Source organism: Asanoa sp. WMMD1127 (assembly GCF_029626225.1).
Classification (GTDB): Bacteria; Actinomycetota; Actinomycetes; order Mycobacteriales; family Micromonosporaceae; genus Asanoa.
Genome location: NZ_JARUBP010000001.1, coordinates 821,836 through 835,531 on the forward strand (window position 1 = coordinate 821,836; position 13,696 = coordinate 835,531).

The following is a 13,696-nucleotide window of genomic DNA, read 5'->3' on the forward strand; positions in this document are numbered from 1 at the left end:
TCGTCCCCGAGGAGCCTATCGGGCGTTACCCTCGGCTCCGTGAGCCGGTTCGTGCCCGACGCCGTGGCGGCGGGGCCGCCCAGCCCGTCCGACCACTGCGTGCTCGTCGCCGGACGCCGCCTGTTGACGCCCTTTCCCCGCCGCGCCGACCTCGACGACCTGCCCGACGACGTGGCGTGGGTGCCGGTCGGTTCCCTCGACGGCGTGCGGGTCTGGGCCGCCGGGCTGCCCGAGCGGATCGACACGCTCGGTGACTGGCGCGGCTGGCCGTCGATCGCGGCCGCCCTCGACGAGCCGCGGACCGCGCTGGCCGGCCGGGCGCTGCAGATCGTCACCTGGCGGCGCAGTCACCGCTACTGCGGCGCGTGCGCGACCGAGCTGGCCGACGTCCCGGGCGAGCACGCCCGCCGCTGCCCCGGTTGTGACCTCTACGTCCCGATGCAGCTCTCCCCGGCCGTGCTGACCGCGATCCGCCGAGGCGAGGAGATCCTGCTGGTCCGGCACACGTACGGGCCGACCGAGCTGTGGGCCCTGGTGGCGGGCTTCGTCGAGGCCGGCGAGTCGCTGGAGGAGGCGGTGCACCGCGAGGTCGCCGAGGAGGTCGGCCTGACCGTCTCGGGCCTGCGCTACTTCGGCAGCCAGCCGTGGGCGATGTCCGGCCCCGGCGTCGTGCTGACGGGCTTCCTGGCCTCGGCCGCGCGCGACGCCGAGCCGGTGGTCGACGGCAAGGAGCTGGCCGAGGCGCGCTGGTGGCCGCTGCGCGACCTGCCGGAGGCGCTGCCGCCGACCTACTCGATCTCGCGCTGGCTGATCGACGCCGCGGTGGCCGAACTGGCCTGAGACACGACCCGGAACCGCTCGGCGACGATCTGCGTGTCGTCGTCAACCGTGAAGCCCGGGTCGCCCAGCTCCGCCCGCACCTCCGGGCTGTGCCAGAACTCCTCGTGGCCCGCCCGCCACTCGGCCACGGACCGGAAGCCCTCGCCCTCGTCGATCGCGTGCTGGAGGTCGACGTCGCCGCAGCGGACGACGCGTACCTCGGTGAGCTCGATCGCCGCCACGCGCCGGCCGGCCGAGTCGACCACCGCCGAGACCTGGCCGACCACGGGCAGCGGCTCGTCGACGTAGCCCGCCAACAGCGCCGACGTCGAGGTCTTGGCGCCACTGAGGATGGCGGCCACCAGCTTGTCGCGCAGCGGGCCCGGGAAGGCGAACTCGGCCAAGGGCAGGTCGTCGAGGTTCATGACCGCGGCGCCAGGCCGAGCAGCTGCGGGAGGTGGCGCGGCGGCGGCGAGCCGTGGGCGATCATCGCGTCGTGCCACTGCCGGGTGCCGGTGCCGGCCGGGCGGCGCAGCGCGGTGTCCAGGATCTCCTGGTAGCCCACGAAGTAGGTGGACAGCTGCGTCGAGGTGAGCAGCGCGCGGCGCCACTTGCCGGCCGCCTCGCCCTCCTCCTGGAAGCCGGGCCCGGTCATCAGCGCCATCGCCTCCTCCTCGGTCATGCCGTCACAGTGGACGGCCTGGTCGAGGATCGCGTTGATGGTCATCCGGAGCTGCATCTTGAGCTGCTGGAGGCGGATCGGCAGGCCGCCGAACCGCAGGCCGGCCATCACCTCCTCGGTGTAGACCGCCCAGCCCTCCGCGAACGGGCCGGAGACGCCGAGCTTGCGGACCCGGGTGGTGCCCTGGAACCGGCGCGAGTGGGCGAGCTGCAGGTAGTGCCCCGGCATCGCCTCGTGCACGGTCAAGTTGCGGATCATGTGGTTGTTGTATTCGCGGTAGAACGACTCCACCCGCTCCGGCGACCAGTCGGCCGGGGTCGGCGAGATGCAGTAGAAGGTCGGCAGCTCGGCCGTCTCGAGCTGGCCGGGCGAATCGCAGTAGGCCACCGCGACGCCGCGGGCGAACTCCGGCATCTCCTGGATCACACACGGGTCGTCGACGAGCGACACCAGGTCGTGCTCGCGTACGAAGTCCGTGCACTCGACCATCGTCTGCCGGGCCAGCTCGACGATCGTGTCGTTGTCGGGGTGGTCGGCGCCGAGCCGGCCCAGCGCCTCGCGCACCGTGTCGTCGTCGGGCCGGCCGCCGGTCAGCTCGGCCGCCGCCCGGCGCAGGTCCTCGCCGACCCGCTCGAGGTTCTCCCGCGCCCGGTCGAGCACCTGCCCGGCGGTCAGCTCCGTGTCGAGGGTGTGCCAGAGCCGGGCCTCCCACAGCCGACGGCCCAGGCGCGGGTCGCGCTCGGCGGCCGGCAGTTGGGCGCGCAGCCAGTCGGCGAACTCGTCGAGGGCGGCGACCGCGGCGTCGGCGGCCGGCTGCACCGTGCCGCGCATCGGCGGCGCCTCCTCGAGCATCGCCGGCACCTCGTCGCGGACCAGCGCGGCCGTGCCGGCGAACTGCCCGATCGCGGTCTCGACGTGGATCCTGGGCATCGCGGCGAGCGTGGACCGGGCGGTGGCCAGCGCGTCCGGCACGGCCTCGAGTCGCTGGGTCAGGCTTTCCAGGCGTACGTCCACCGGGGCGAACGGGCGCGCGATCAGCTCGTGGATCAGGTCGCCCGGATTGTGCGCCAGCGGGTTCCACTCGTGCTCGCGCACCTCGGACAGCTCGAACATGCCCCGCTCGACCCGCGCCGTCAGGATCGCGTGGTCGACCTGCTCCTGGGTGTCCAGCGCGTCGCTGTCGACCTCGGTCAGGGCGCCGCTCGCGTCGCGCAGCATCGCGAACCGCGTCATGACCCCGTCGGCGGACAGGTCGGGCAGCTCGCCGTCGAGGCGGTGGTCGCCGGCCGACGCGGCCAGGTGCGGGTCGCTGTCCAGCAGCGCGTCGACGATCCGCTCGGCGAGAGGCACGAAGTCGGGCATGGGGTCCAACCTAGACGATCAGCTCAGACCAGCTCGCTCAGCCGGCGGATGCTCGCGGTGATCCGGTCGGGGCTCTGGCCGGCGTACCCGATGACCAGACCCGGTGGTCCGCCCGGGCTCAGCCGCGTGGCGCTCAACGGCACCGGGCCGAGCCCCGCGGCGTGCGCCTTGGCGGCCAGCGCGGCGTCGTCGGTGCCGGGCGGCAGTTCGACCACGAGGTGGAGGCCGGCCGCGACGCCGTGCACCCGGCAGCCGGCCAGGTGGGTGGCGAGCGCGGCGACCAGCGCGTCCCGGCGGCGCCGGTGGGCCCGGCGGGCCTGGCGCAGGTGCCGGTCATAGCCGCCGGTGGCCAGCAGGTCGGCGAAGGCGAGCTGTTCGAGCGCCGGTCCGCCGTAGTCGGCCGCCTCCTTGGCGGCGTGGATCGCCGCGCGCCGGTGCCGCGGCGGGCAGAGCCAGCCGAGCCGCAGCGCCGGCGCGAGCGCCTTGCTGGCCGACCCGAGGTGCGCGACGACGTCCGGTGCAAGGCCTTGGAGGCAGCCGACCGGGTCGCGGTCGTAGCGGAACTCGGCGTCGTAGTCGTCCTCGACGATCAGGCCGCCCGTCTCGCGGGCCCAGGCGATCAGCGCCGCCCGCCGGTGCGGCGCGAGCACGACGCCGGTCGGGTATTGGTGGGCCGGCGTGACCAGCACCGCCGGCACGTCGCTCGCCCGCAGCGCGTCGACGTCGAGTCCGTCGCCGTCGACCGGGATCGGCACCAGCCGCAGTCCCTGCGCGGTCATGTGGGCGCGAATGCTCGGGCTGCCCGGCTCCTCGACACCGAACCGGTCCGCGCCGGCTCTCCGCAGGTGGTGGGCGACCAGCGCGAACGCCTGCGCGGCGCCGGTGGTGACCACCACGTCGTCGGCGGTCAGCCGGGCGGCCCGCACGCGACCCAGATAGTCGGCGAGGGTCGCGCGGAGCCTGGGCGCGCCGGCGGCGCCGGCGTAGCCCAGGTCGGCCGCGGTGGCGCCGGCCAGGGCCCGCTCATAGGCGCGGCGCCAGGCGGCCCGCGGGAACGCGGCCAGGTCCGGCTGCCCGGGCCGCAGGTCCACCGGCAGGTTTCCACCGAACGCGCCGACGTGGGTCGGCTCCGCACCCACATACGCGCCGGCGGCCGCGGCCGGCGGGCCGCTGGGGGCGGCCACGGTCGTGCCGGAGCCGCGCTGGGTCAGCAGGCGACCCTCGGCGACGAGCTGCTCGTAGGCGCCGACCACGACGCCGCGGGAGACGCGCAGGTCGGCGGCGAGCCCACGGGACGATGGCAGGCGGGCGCCGGGCGCGAGCCGGCCGTCGGCGATGGCGGCCCGCAGTGCCGCGGTGAGCTGGTCGCCGAGCCCGGGACGGGAGCGGTCGAGGTCGAGCAACGCCTCCATGTGGTCTCCTCATCTGGGCCGTGAGTGGACCTGTTGACCGGACCATTGTGCTCCTAGCGTCTCGTTCATGAGGATCTCGAAGGGCATGGCCGTCGCCTTCTGCGTGCTCGGCATGACGCTGGTCGGCAGCTCCGTCTCCGTCAGCCAACTGCTGCTCGACTATCCGACGCTGACCGCGCAGGCGATCCGGTACGCCGCGGCGGCCGCGGTGCTGTTCCTGATCGCCCACCGCTTTCCACGGCTCGGCGGCGCCCGGCCCGGGGTCCGCCCGACGGCCCGCGAGCTGGGCATCCTGCTCGTGGTCGCGGCGACCGGGATGGCCGGCTTCAACGCGTGCATCATGCTGGCCCTGCACCACGACACCGAACCGGCCGTGGTCGGCACCGTGATCGGCGCGGCGCCGCTGGGCCTGGCCCTGCTCGGCCCACTGATCGCCCGCGGCCGGCCCAGCTCCCGGCTCATCGTCGCGGCCACCGTCGTGGTCGCCGGCACCGCGCTGGTCGAGGGCACGGGCCGGGCCACCACCGTCGGCCTGCTCGGCGCCGCGGGCGCGCTGGCCGGCGAGATCCTGTTCTCGCTCCTGGCCGCGATCGTCCTGCCCCGCCTGGGAGCGGTGCGGGTGGCGGCCTGGAGCTGCGCCCTGGCGGTGCCGCTGCTGGCGGTCGGCGCCCTGGTGGCCGGCGAGCCGGCGGCCTGGCGCCTACCCACGGCGACCGAGGCCGGCGCGCTGGTCTATCTCGCGGGCCTGATGACGGTCGTGGCGTTCGTGGTCTGGTTCATCGGCCTGGAACGCCTCGGCGTCGAACGGGCCGGCATCCTGGTCGGCCTGATGCCGGTCGCCACCCTGGCCACGGCGGCGGTGATGGCGACGGCGCTGCCGGGGGTCGGGCCGGCGCTCGGGGTGCTGACGGTCGCGGTCGGGCTGGCCTTCGGCCTCACCGGCCGGTCACGCACCGAGGCGCCAGCCAGCGCTGAGCAGCCGCCGAGCGCCGAACAATCGCGGGCCCCCGAGCCGGCCGCCCTGACCGCCACGACGTAGTGGGAAGGTCAGGAGCGTTCGGCTGCGCGGACGGTGTCGGCGTAGCGAAGGGCGGCGGCGCGCAGCTCCGCCTCCGGGTCCTCGCCCGCGGCTCGGGCGGCGGCGACGAGGCGGAGCAACCGCGCGCCGAGGTCGTCGCCCTCGGGCAGCGGCACGGACAGGCCCGCGCGCTCCACCCGCTGGAGGAACTTGGCGGCCAGCGCCAGCGCCGGCTGGGCCAGTGCGACACCGTCCATGGCCGAGTCGCGAGACTTCTCGGCCTTCTTGATCTGCTCCCAGTTGGCGATGATCTCGTCGACCGAGCCGACCTCGGTGCCGGCGAAGACGTGCGGGTTGCGACGGATCATCTTGTCGACGAGGTCGCCGGCCACGTCGTCGATGGTCCAGCGACGGTCCTCGGGCAGCTCCTCGGCCAGCCGGGCGTGCAGGACCACCTGGAGCAGCACGTCGCCGAGCTCCTCCCGCAGGCCCACCAGGTCCTCGGCCTCGATCGCGTCGTAGGCCTCGTAGGCCTCCTCCAGCATGAACTGCGCCAGCGACTGGTGGGTCTGGGCCCGCTTCCACGGGTCGCCGCCGGGCGAGGCGAGGCGGTCCATCACGGTGACCGCGTCGAGCAGGCGGGCGCCGGCCGGGTCCCAGGAACCGTAAGTCACTTCCAGCTCGGCCAGGCCGGGCTCACGGGCGAGGCGTACGCCCAGCTCGCGGGCCAGGTCCGGATCGCCCGTCGGGCCAGCCAGCCAGACCACGTCGGTCTCGCGGGCGTGCGCGAGCAGCGTGTCGACCCGCGGCTCGACGAGTGTCACCGCGCCGCCGGCCTGGCGGATGGCGTCGGTCAGCGGGGTCTCGGCCGCGGCCAGCACGGGCTGGGCGCGCACGGCGTCCCACGCGGCCGCCGTCAACAGACCGGCGGGCAGCCGCGGCGACGTGACCAGGAGCAGGATGCGCGGCATACCTCAGGCGCGGTCGTTGACGGTGTCGCTGCCGGCCAGGTAGGGCAGGTCGTAGAAGACGGCGCCGCCCTGCGAGGAGACCACCATCGGGGCCGACAGCGGCAGGTAACGCGGGTTGACCGTGGTGTCGCTGGCCGAGGCGGCCTTCTCCAGGAGCCCGGTCAGCTGGTACGCGGCCGCCACGAACTCGCCGCCGCCGAACGCCTGCTTGATCTGCGGCAGGTCGAAGCCGGGGTCGATCGCGTTGACCTTGACGAGGGCGTCGTACACCCCGCGCAGCTGGTCGTCGGTCACCGCCGGCACGCTGTTGCCGATCTTGGCGAAGATTCCCTGCGAGAGGTTGACCCACTCGGTGTAGTCCTTGGCGTACTCGCTGCCCGCCGGCACCCCGAGCTCGGCCGCCACCTGGTCCTCGGTGACCGCGTTGACCGGCTGCACACCCTGCTCGCTGGCCACCTTGCGACCCAGGTCGAGGCTGACCTCGAGGTCGACGACCTGCTGCCGACTGACGGCCGGACCGGGCGCCTTGGTCGGCTCGGCGCCGGGCTGCTGCTGCTCCTGCGGCGCCGGCGTCGCCGTCGCGCCCGCACCGGCGCCGTCGAAGATCTGCGTGACCTGGTCCTCGGTCACCTTCCGGTCGCCCAGGTAGGCGGCCACGGACGGCTCGGAACGGCAGGCCGCCAGGCCACCCAGGCCGAGGGCGGCGACGACGGCGATCGACGCGATGCGGCGGGCACGAAGCATGGTCGACACTCTCTCACGCCCCGTGCCCGCGCTGCCTGTCACCCCAGGACGTCGCGGACCAGCTGCTCACACCACTCCAGCAGCGCCTGGTCGCGCAGCGGCTCGCCGCCGATCCGCCGCGTCGTCGGGCGCGGCACGCTGACCTGGTCGATCGCCGACTTGTAGACGGCGTCCGGGTGGTAGCGCTTGAGCCGCAGCTGCCGCGAGTCGGGCAGCGGCATCGGCGAGAACCGCAGGTGCTTGCCCTGCACCGAGACGTCGGTGATCCCCCGCGCCCGCATGACCAGCCGGAACCGGGCGATCGCCACCAGGTTGCGGACCGGCTCCGGCGGCTCGCCGTAGCGGTCGGTCAGCTCGGCCACGATCTCGTCGAGCTTCTCGGTGGTGCGGGCCTCGGCCAGCTTCCGGTACATCTCCAGCCGCAGCCGCTCGACCGCGATGTAGTCGTGCGGCAGGTTGGCGTCGATCGGGAGATCGATCTTGAAGTCGAACTCCTCCTCGGGCTTCTCGCCCTTGAACGCCGACACCGCCTCGCCGACCATCCGCACGTAGAGGTCGAAGCCGACCCCCTCGATGTGCCCGGACTGCTCGCCGCCGAGCAGGTTGCCGGCGCCGCGGATCTCGAGGTCCTTCATCGCCACGTACATGCCGGCGCCGAGCTCGGTGTGCTGCGCGATGGTGGCCAGCCGCTCGTGGGCGTGCTCGGTCAGCGGCTTCTCGGGTGGATAGAGGAAGTAGGCGTACGCCCGCTCCCGGCCCCGGCCGACCCGACCACGGATCTGGTGCAGCTGGGCGAGACCGAGCAGGTCGGCCCGCTCCACGATCAGCGTGTTGGCGTTGGGGATGTCGATGCCCGACTCGACGATCGTGGTGCAGACGAGGACGTCGTACTCCTTCTCCCAGAAGCCGACCATGACCTTCTCCAGCGCGTCCTCCCCCATCTGACCGTGCGCCACCGCCACCCGGGCCTCGGGTACGAGCTCCCGCAGCCGACGGGCGGCCCGGTCGATCGACTCGACCCGGTTGTGGAGGTAGAAGACCTGGCCGTCGCGGAGCAGCTCGCGGTGGATGGCCGCGGCCACTTGGCGGTCGTCGTGCGCGCCGACGAAGGTCAGCACCGGGTGCCGCTCCTCCGGCGGCGTCGCGATCGTCGACATCTCCCGGATGCCGGTGATCGCCATCTCCAGCGTCCGCGGGATCGGCGTCGCCGACATGGTCAGCACGTCGACGGACGTACGCAGGGACTTGAGATGTTCCTTGTGCTCGACGCCGAACCGCTGCTCCTCGTCGACCACGATCATGCCGAGGTTCTTGAAGCGGGTCGCCGACTGCAGCAGCCGGTGGGTGCCGATCACGATGTCGGCGGTGCCGGCCGCGGCCATGTCGAGCGTCTGCTCCGCCTCCTTCGGCGTCTGGAAGCGCGACAGCTGGCGGATCTGCACGGGGAACTGGTTCATCCGGTCGGTGAACGTGTTGAAGTGCTGCTGGGCGAGGAGCGTCGTCGGCACGAGCACGGCGACCTGCTTGCCGTCCTGCACGGCCTTGAACGCCGCGCGTACCGCGATCTCGGTCTTGCCGTAGCCGACGTCGCCACAGATCAGCCGGTCCATCGGGATCGACTGCTCCATGTCGTGCTTGACCTCGTCGATCGCGGACAGCTGGTCGGGCGTCTCCGTCCACGGGAAGGCGTCTTCGAGCTCGCGCTGCCAGGGCGTGTCGGGACCGAACGCGTGCCCCTTGGACGCCTTGCGGGCGGCGTAGAGCTGGATCAGCTGCGCGGCGATCTCGCGGACGGCCTTGCGTGCGCGGGCCTTGGACTTCTGCCAGTCGGTGCCGCCCATCTTGTGCAACGCCGGCGTCTCGCCACCGACGTAGCGGGAGAGCTGGTCGAGCTGGTCGGTCGGCACGTAGAGCCGGTCGCCGGGCTGGTTGCGCTTGCTCGGTGCGTACTCGATCACGAGGTATTCGCGGCTCGCGCCGTTGACGACGCGCTGCACCAGCTCGACGTATTTCCCGATGCCGTGCTGCTCGTGCACGACGAAGTCGCCGTTGCGCAGCTCCAGCGGGTCGATCGTGTTGCGCCGCCGCGACGGCATCTTGCGCATGTCACGCGTGGTCGCGCCGCGCCCGCCGGTCACGTCGTTGCCGGTCAGCACGACCAGCCTGGCCGCCTCGTCGACGAACCCGTGGTTGAGCCCACCGCAGGTGACCAGCACCTCGCCGGGTCGCGGGGGTTCGTCGATCGTCTCGGTGAGGGTGGCGCCGAGGCCGGCGTCCCGCAGCACCTCGACGGCCCGGTTGGCGGGCCCGTGCCCCTCGAAGACGAGCGCGATCGCCCAGCCCTCGGTGCGCCACTGCTCGACGTCCTTGATGACCTTCTCGGTCTCGCCGTGGTAGAGCGTGGTCGCCTGGGCCGCCAGCGCGATCGCGTCGCCGGTGTCGGGGGTGACGGTGACCGCCTCGACCGGGTCCTCCCACGGCTGCGGCTCGGCCTCGACGACGCTCTCGACCAGGCCGAACGGCGACACCGACCACCAGGGCTGGCGCAGTTCTTCGGCCGCGTGGCGTACCTCGGCCAGGGTCTTGAACGCGGCGGCGCCGAGGTCGATCGGCGCCTGCCCACCGACGGCGGCCGCGGACCAGGAGGCCTGGAGAAACTCCTCGCTGGTACGCACGAGGTCGTGCGCCCGGGTGCGGATGCGCTCGGGGTCGCAGAGGAGGACGTGGGTGTTGCTCGGCATGCAGTGCACGAGCAGCTCGAGCTGGTCGGCGCCGACCAGCGCCGGGGCGAGCGACTCCATGCCCTCGACCGGGATGCCCTCGGCCAGCTTGTCGAGGATCTCGAGGAGCTCGGGGTGCTTCTCGCTGAGCGCTCGTGCCTTGCGTTTGACGTCGTCGGTCAGCAGCAACTCCCGACACGGCGGGGCGAACATGCTCTCGACCTTGTCGATCGTCCGCTGGTCGGCGACGGCGAAGGTGCGGATCTCGTCGACCTGGTCGCCCCAGAACTCGACCCGGGAGGGGTGCTCGTCGGTGGGCGGAAAGACGTCGAGAATCCCACCGCGCACGGCGAACTCGCCGCGCTTGGTGACCAGATCGACCCGGGCGTACGCCATGTCGTTGAGGCGGCGCGCGATGTCGTCGAGCTCGGCCTCCTCGCCGGCCTTGAGCTCGACCGGCTCGAGGTCGCCGAGCCGCTTGAGCTGGGGTTGCAGCATGCTCCGGACGGGGGCGACGACGACCTTGACCGGATTGTCGCCGGGATGGGCCAGCCGCCTGAGGACGGCGAGCCGACGCCCCACGGTGTCGGAGCGCGGCGAGAGGCGCTCGTGGGGCAGCGTCTCCCAGGCGGGGTAGCTCACGATCTGGTCCTGGGGCAGCAGGCTGGCCAGGGCCGCCGCGAGGTCGTCGGCCTCGCGGGAGGTGGCGGTGACGGCCAGCACCGGGCGGCCGCCGCCGGTGTCCTGTGCCGCCACGGCGGCGACGACAAAGGGACGCAGGGCAGCGGGCGCGGTCAGATCGAGCCCGTCGGCGTCAGGGAATCCGGCGCGAGCGAGATCGCGCGCACGGGCCAACCCCGCGTCACCCAGGGCCGCGGCCAACAGACCATGAAGCATGGATGATCCTCTCGGGCACGCATGAAGGCCCCCCAGCCGGCAGGCAGGGGGGTGCGACGTGCAGCTCCAAGAGTACGCCGGAGGCCCGACAACCCGCCTCGCCGTTTCCCATGTCGTCGGCGTCGCGGCGGTGAAGAGTCGACTGCAATGTAGTTAAGTAGCTATTCATTGAAGCGACTGAAGTCGAATTGCAATCAGGGTGCACCGGCTTGATCAGGGAGTTCACTCACGTCTTGTCGCATACGCCGACTCTGGTGTCGTTGGCGTTGTAATGCCAACATCTAGGTATGCGGATCCGGTAGGACGGATTCACTCCGACGGCTGGCGGCGACATGGGCGAGGAAATGGGCAGCCGAAAGGCGCTTTCGCGGGTGCGACGTGTGCTGTCGTGGACAGCCGCCCTAGCGGTGGGCGTGACCCTGGCCTTGATTCTTGGCTTGGGCGCCGTGAGCGCCATCGCCGAAACGGCGACCGGCCAGAGGTGGGCCGAACTCTCCAACGTGGGAGAGTCGTTCGGCCTGCTCAATGCGATCTTTTCCGGTTTGGCGCTGGCCGCCGTGGTGGTGACGTTCTGGATGCAGTTCACGGAGCTGCGGTCGCAGCGATCCGAGCTGGCTGTGCAGCGTGACGCACTGATCCAGACCCAGGCCGAACTGCACCGCACCGCCGAGGCCAGCCTCCGGCATCTGCACGTCGATCTCGTGAAGATGTCGATGAACGATCCGCTGTTGGCGGCCGTCTGGCCCCGGACGGTGAGCTCCGACGTCCGCGACCGCCAATATCAGTACGCCAACCTGATTTTGCAGCATCATGTCCTGCGACTTCAGATTTCTGAATTCAGTGAAGCCGAACTCCAGCGCGTTTTCAGGTATCTGTTCCTCAGTCCGATCATGCGCGAGTTCTGGACGGATACCGCCAACGCACGCGCCGCATTGGCTGCGCCGGGCTCGTTCGAACAGCAGATGCACAAGGTCGGCAACGCGGTCTGCGCCGAATACGAACACCTGCTGCAGACCCAGCGCAGCTGCGCGACCACCCAGGCCGAGTGGGATGAACGACCGCTCGCGGAGGCCGCCTAGTCGGGGGTCTGTGATTTCCTGATATCGCCGAGCGCGGCCAACATCACCTCGCGGGGCAACACCACGATGCGCTCGTGAGCGCCCCGGGCGGCTTCCACGTCGATCAGCTCGCCGTCGAGTTCCTCGGTCGCGTCCAGTCCGATGACAGCGAAGTTGCCGTCCGCAAGCTCGAGCACGTCGGGGCAGCTGATGTTGGTGCTGCAGCGCTCCTTGGGCGACGAACCGTGCCGACGAACGATCTTCATGGGTCCGCCAGCCACCGCCACGCTCCGTCTCACGGGAAGATTCGGACAATTCTGACACGGGCCACCGACGTCACCAACTCGACGCGCCCGGTGATCTTCTCGCAGCGAAGCCGCCGCGACAAGACCGTCAATGCCGGGGTTCGACCCAGCCGCTCTCGGTGAGGTGATGGAGGACCGCGCCTACGGCTTCGTCGACGCTCAGGATGCTGGTGTCGATCGTCAGTTCCGCGTCCAACGGCGTTTCGTACGGGTCGTCGATGCCCGTCATGCCCTTGATCAAGCCGGCTCGCGCCTTCGCGTACAGGCCCTTGCGGTCCCGGCGCTCGCAGACCTCCAGCGGCGTCGCGACATGGACCAGCACGAACCCGGCCCCCGCCGCCGTGGCCATGTCCCGAGCCGTCTTCCGCGCCGCCGCGTAAGGCGCGATCGGGCAGCACAGCGCCATCCCCCGATGCCGCGCCACCTCGGCCGCCACCCAGCCGATCCGGCGGATGTTGAGATCGCGGTCCTCCTTGGAGAACCCGAGACCGGCCGACAGCTCCCGCCGCACCACGTCGCCGTCGAGCAGGGTCACGGTGCGGTCCCCGGTCTCCCGCAGGTGATCAGCGACCCCCCGCGCGACCGTCGACTTCCCCGACCCTGAAAGACCAGTCAAGAACACGACCAGACCCCGATGGCGCCGCGCCGGCCGCGCCCGCGCCAGCTCCTTCGCCACCGCCGGCGGGGTGTGCCACTCCGGCAGCGGAAAGCCACGATCCAGGAGGTCGTCGATCTCCTCGTTGGTCAGCGCCAACCGCCGATTACGCGGCGGGATGTCGTCGCGCCACCGCCACTGCCCGTCGCGGTTGTCGTAGGCCAGCTCCCGCGGCACCAGCACCCGCGGCCCGCCGCCCGACAACATCTCGCCCGTCGACAGCAGGTGGGTCACGCCGTAGGCCGCCGCCACCCGGGCCCGCAGCAGCGCGTCCCGGATCTCGTCGCCGCGCCGCACCAGGGGCACCGCGACCAGCGTCGCCGGCGGCATCCGGTCGCGGGCCGCGAACACCGTGCGGACCAGCACCTCCGGCGGCAGACCGCCCGGGCCCGCATCGCCGACGGGGATCAGGACCAACAGGTGCGCCGCCAACGTGCGCGCCGCGTGCGCGATCTGCGCCAACTGCGGCCGATGCAACGGACGGTCGGCGACCACACCCAGCACCCGGCCCGGCGGCAGCAGGTCGCGCACCTCGCCCGGCGTGCGGCGCAACCGCTGGAACGGCCCGTGCCGGCCGTCGCCGATCTGCCGGACCGTGCCGCCGACTCCGTAGAGGGAACCCCGCGACGGCCAGACGTCGTTGACCTCGATCGCCGCGATGGGGGCGCCCTCCTGGTCGGTGAGCACCACCGAGCGCGCGGCCGGGTCCGACAGCTCCAAGCCCAGGGCGAGCGACTCAGGGATCTCCAGGGTCACCGGCAGCGGCCACGGCGTCCCGTCGGCGAGCCGGCCCCGGCGCTGCAGCGCGGTCAGGTCGGCGCGGCCGAGGAAACCGGTGAGCGGCGCGTAGGCCCCCGAGAGCAGCAGCTCCAGGTCGGCGAGCTCGGACGGCCGGGGGTTGTAGGCCGGCGCGTCACGCAGCATCTCGTCGGGCATCAGCCACCCGCGCTCGCTCAATCGAACCCCCTCGGTCAATCCGCGCCCAAGTCTCTCAGTACGGCACGGGCAGGGTCGAGTCGGACCCGCCCCGGGATTCAGATGGCCGCGGAGCTG

Annotated in this window: 11 protein-coding genes; 3 read left to right on the top strand and 8 right to left on the bottom strand. The window is 72.3% G+C overall.

The features are described 5' to 3' along the window. Positions 1 to 39: 39 nt before the first annotated feature. Positions 40 to 840: an NAD(+) diphosphatase gene (nudC, locus tag O7635_RS04045; protein ID WP_278079058.1), complete on the top strand. Its 801-nt coding sequence runs from the start codon at positions 40 to 42 to the stop codon at positions 838 to 840. On the opposite strand, the gene O7635_RS04050 is transcribed toward nudC, so the two are convergent. The 3 genes from O7635_RS04050 to O7635_RS04060 are packed head-to-tail and all read right to left on the bottom strand — an operon-like array spanning position 789 to position 4,275. After that, entirely contained in the window at positions 789 to 1,244 is a 456-nt protein-coding gene (locus O7635_RS04050; RefSeq protein WP_278079059.1) for an ASCH domain-containing protein, read from the bottom strand. The two genes, nudC and O7635_RS04050, sit on opposite strands and share 52 nt — an antisense overlap. After that, positions 1,241 to 2,863 carry a DUF885 domain-containing protein gene (locus O7635_RS04055; protein ID WP_278079060.1) on the bottom strand — a complete coding sequence of 541 codons (1,623 nt, stop codon included), beginning with the start codon at positions 2,861 to 2,863 and terminating at the stop codon, positions 1,241 to 1,243. Before O7635_RS04055 ends, O7635_RS04050 begins: the two co-directional genes overlap by 4 nt. A gap of 23 nt (positions 2,864 to 2,886) precedes the next feature. Beyond that, a complete protein-coding gene (locus O7635_RS04060) occupies positions 2,887 to 4,275 on the bottom strand; it encodes a PLP-dependent aminotransferase family protein (RefSeq protein ID WP_278079061.1) in 1,389 nt (462 codons plus the stop codon). Positions 4,276 to 4,342: 67 nt separating this feature from the next. Between O7635_RS04060 and O7635_RS04065 the strand changes: the two genes are divergently transcribed. Continuing rightward, positions 4,343 to 5,314, top strand: coding sequence for a DMT family transporter (locus O7635_RS04065; protein ID WP_278079062.1), 972 nt, complete (start codon positions 4,343 to 4,345; stop codon positions 5,312 to 5,314). 8 nt (positions 5,315 to 5,322) lie between these two features. Here the strand turns inward: O7635_RS04065 and O7635_RS04070 are convergent, their stop codons facing one another. Genes O7635_RS04070 through mfd form a run of 3 tightly spaced genes read right to left on the bottom strand, consistent with a single transcriptional unit; the run spans position 5,323 to position 10,625 of the window. Then, positions 5,323 to 6,264, bottom strand: coding sequence for a MazG family protein (locus tag O7635_RS04070; RefSeq protein WP_278079063.1), 942 nt, complete (start codon positions 6,262 to 6,264; stop codon positions 5,323 to 5,325). A 3-nt stretch (positions 6,265 to 6,267) separates the two neighbouring features. Continuing rightward, positions 6,268 to 7,008 carry a hypothetical protein gene (locus tag O7635_RS04075; RefSeq protein ID WP_278079064.1) on the bottom strand — a complete coding sequence of 247 codons (741 nt, stop codon included), beginning with the start codon at positions 7,006 to 7,008 and terminating at the stop codon, positions 6,268 to 6,270. A 38-nt stretch (positions 7,009 to 7,046) separates the two neighbouring features. Continuing rightward, positions 7,047 to 10,625: a transcription-repair coupling factor gene (mfd, locus tag O7635_RS04080; RefSeq protein WP_278079065.1), complete on the bottom strand. Its 3,579-nt coding sequence runs from the start codon at positions 10,623 to 10,625 to the stop codon at positions 7,047 to 7,049. A gap of 332 nt (positions 10,626 to 10,957) precedes the next feature. Here mfd and O7635_RS04085 point away from each other — a divergent pair, with 332 nt between their 5' ends. Then, positions 10,958 to 11,704, top strand: coding sequence for a DUF6082 family protein (locus tag O7635_RS04085; RefSeq protein ID WP_278079066.1), 747 nt, complete (start codon positions 10,958 to 10,960; stop codon positions 11,702 to 11,704). On the opposite strand, the gene O7635_RS04090 is transcribed toward O7635_RS04085, so the two are convergent. Both O7635_RS04090 and cysC read right to left on the bottom strand, forming a co-directional pair. Continuing rightward, positions 11,701 to 11,949: a hypothetical protein gene (locus O7635_RS04090; protein WP_278079067.1), complete on the bottom strand. Its 249-nt coding sequence runs from the start codon at positions 11,947 to 11,949 to the stop codon at positions 11,701 to 11,703. The two genes, O7635_RS04085 and O7635_RS04090, sit on opposite strands and share 4 nt — an antisense overlap. A 127-nt stretch (positions 11,950 to 12,076) precedes the next feature. Then, positions 12,077 to 13,579 carry an adenylyl-sulfate kinase gene (cysC, locus tag O7635_RS04095; protein WP_278085364.1) on the bottom strand — a complete coding sequence of 501 codons (1,503 nt, stop codon included), beginning with the start codon at positions 13,577 to 13,579 and terminating at the stop codon, positions 12,077 to 12,079. Between the last annotated feature and the right edge of the window lie 117 nt (positions 13,580 to 13,696).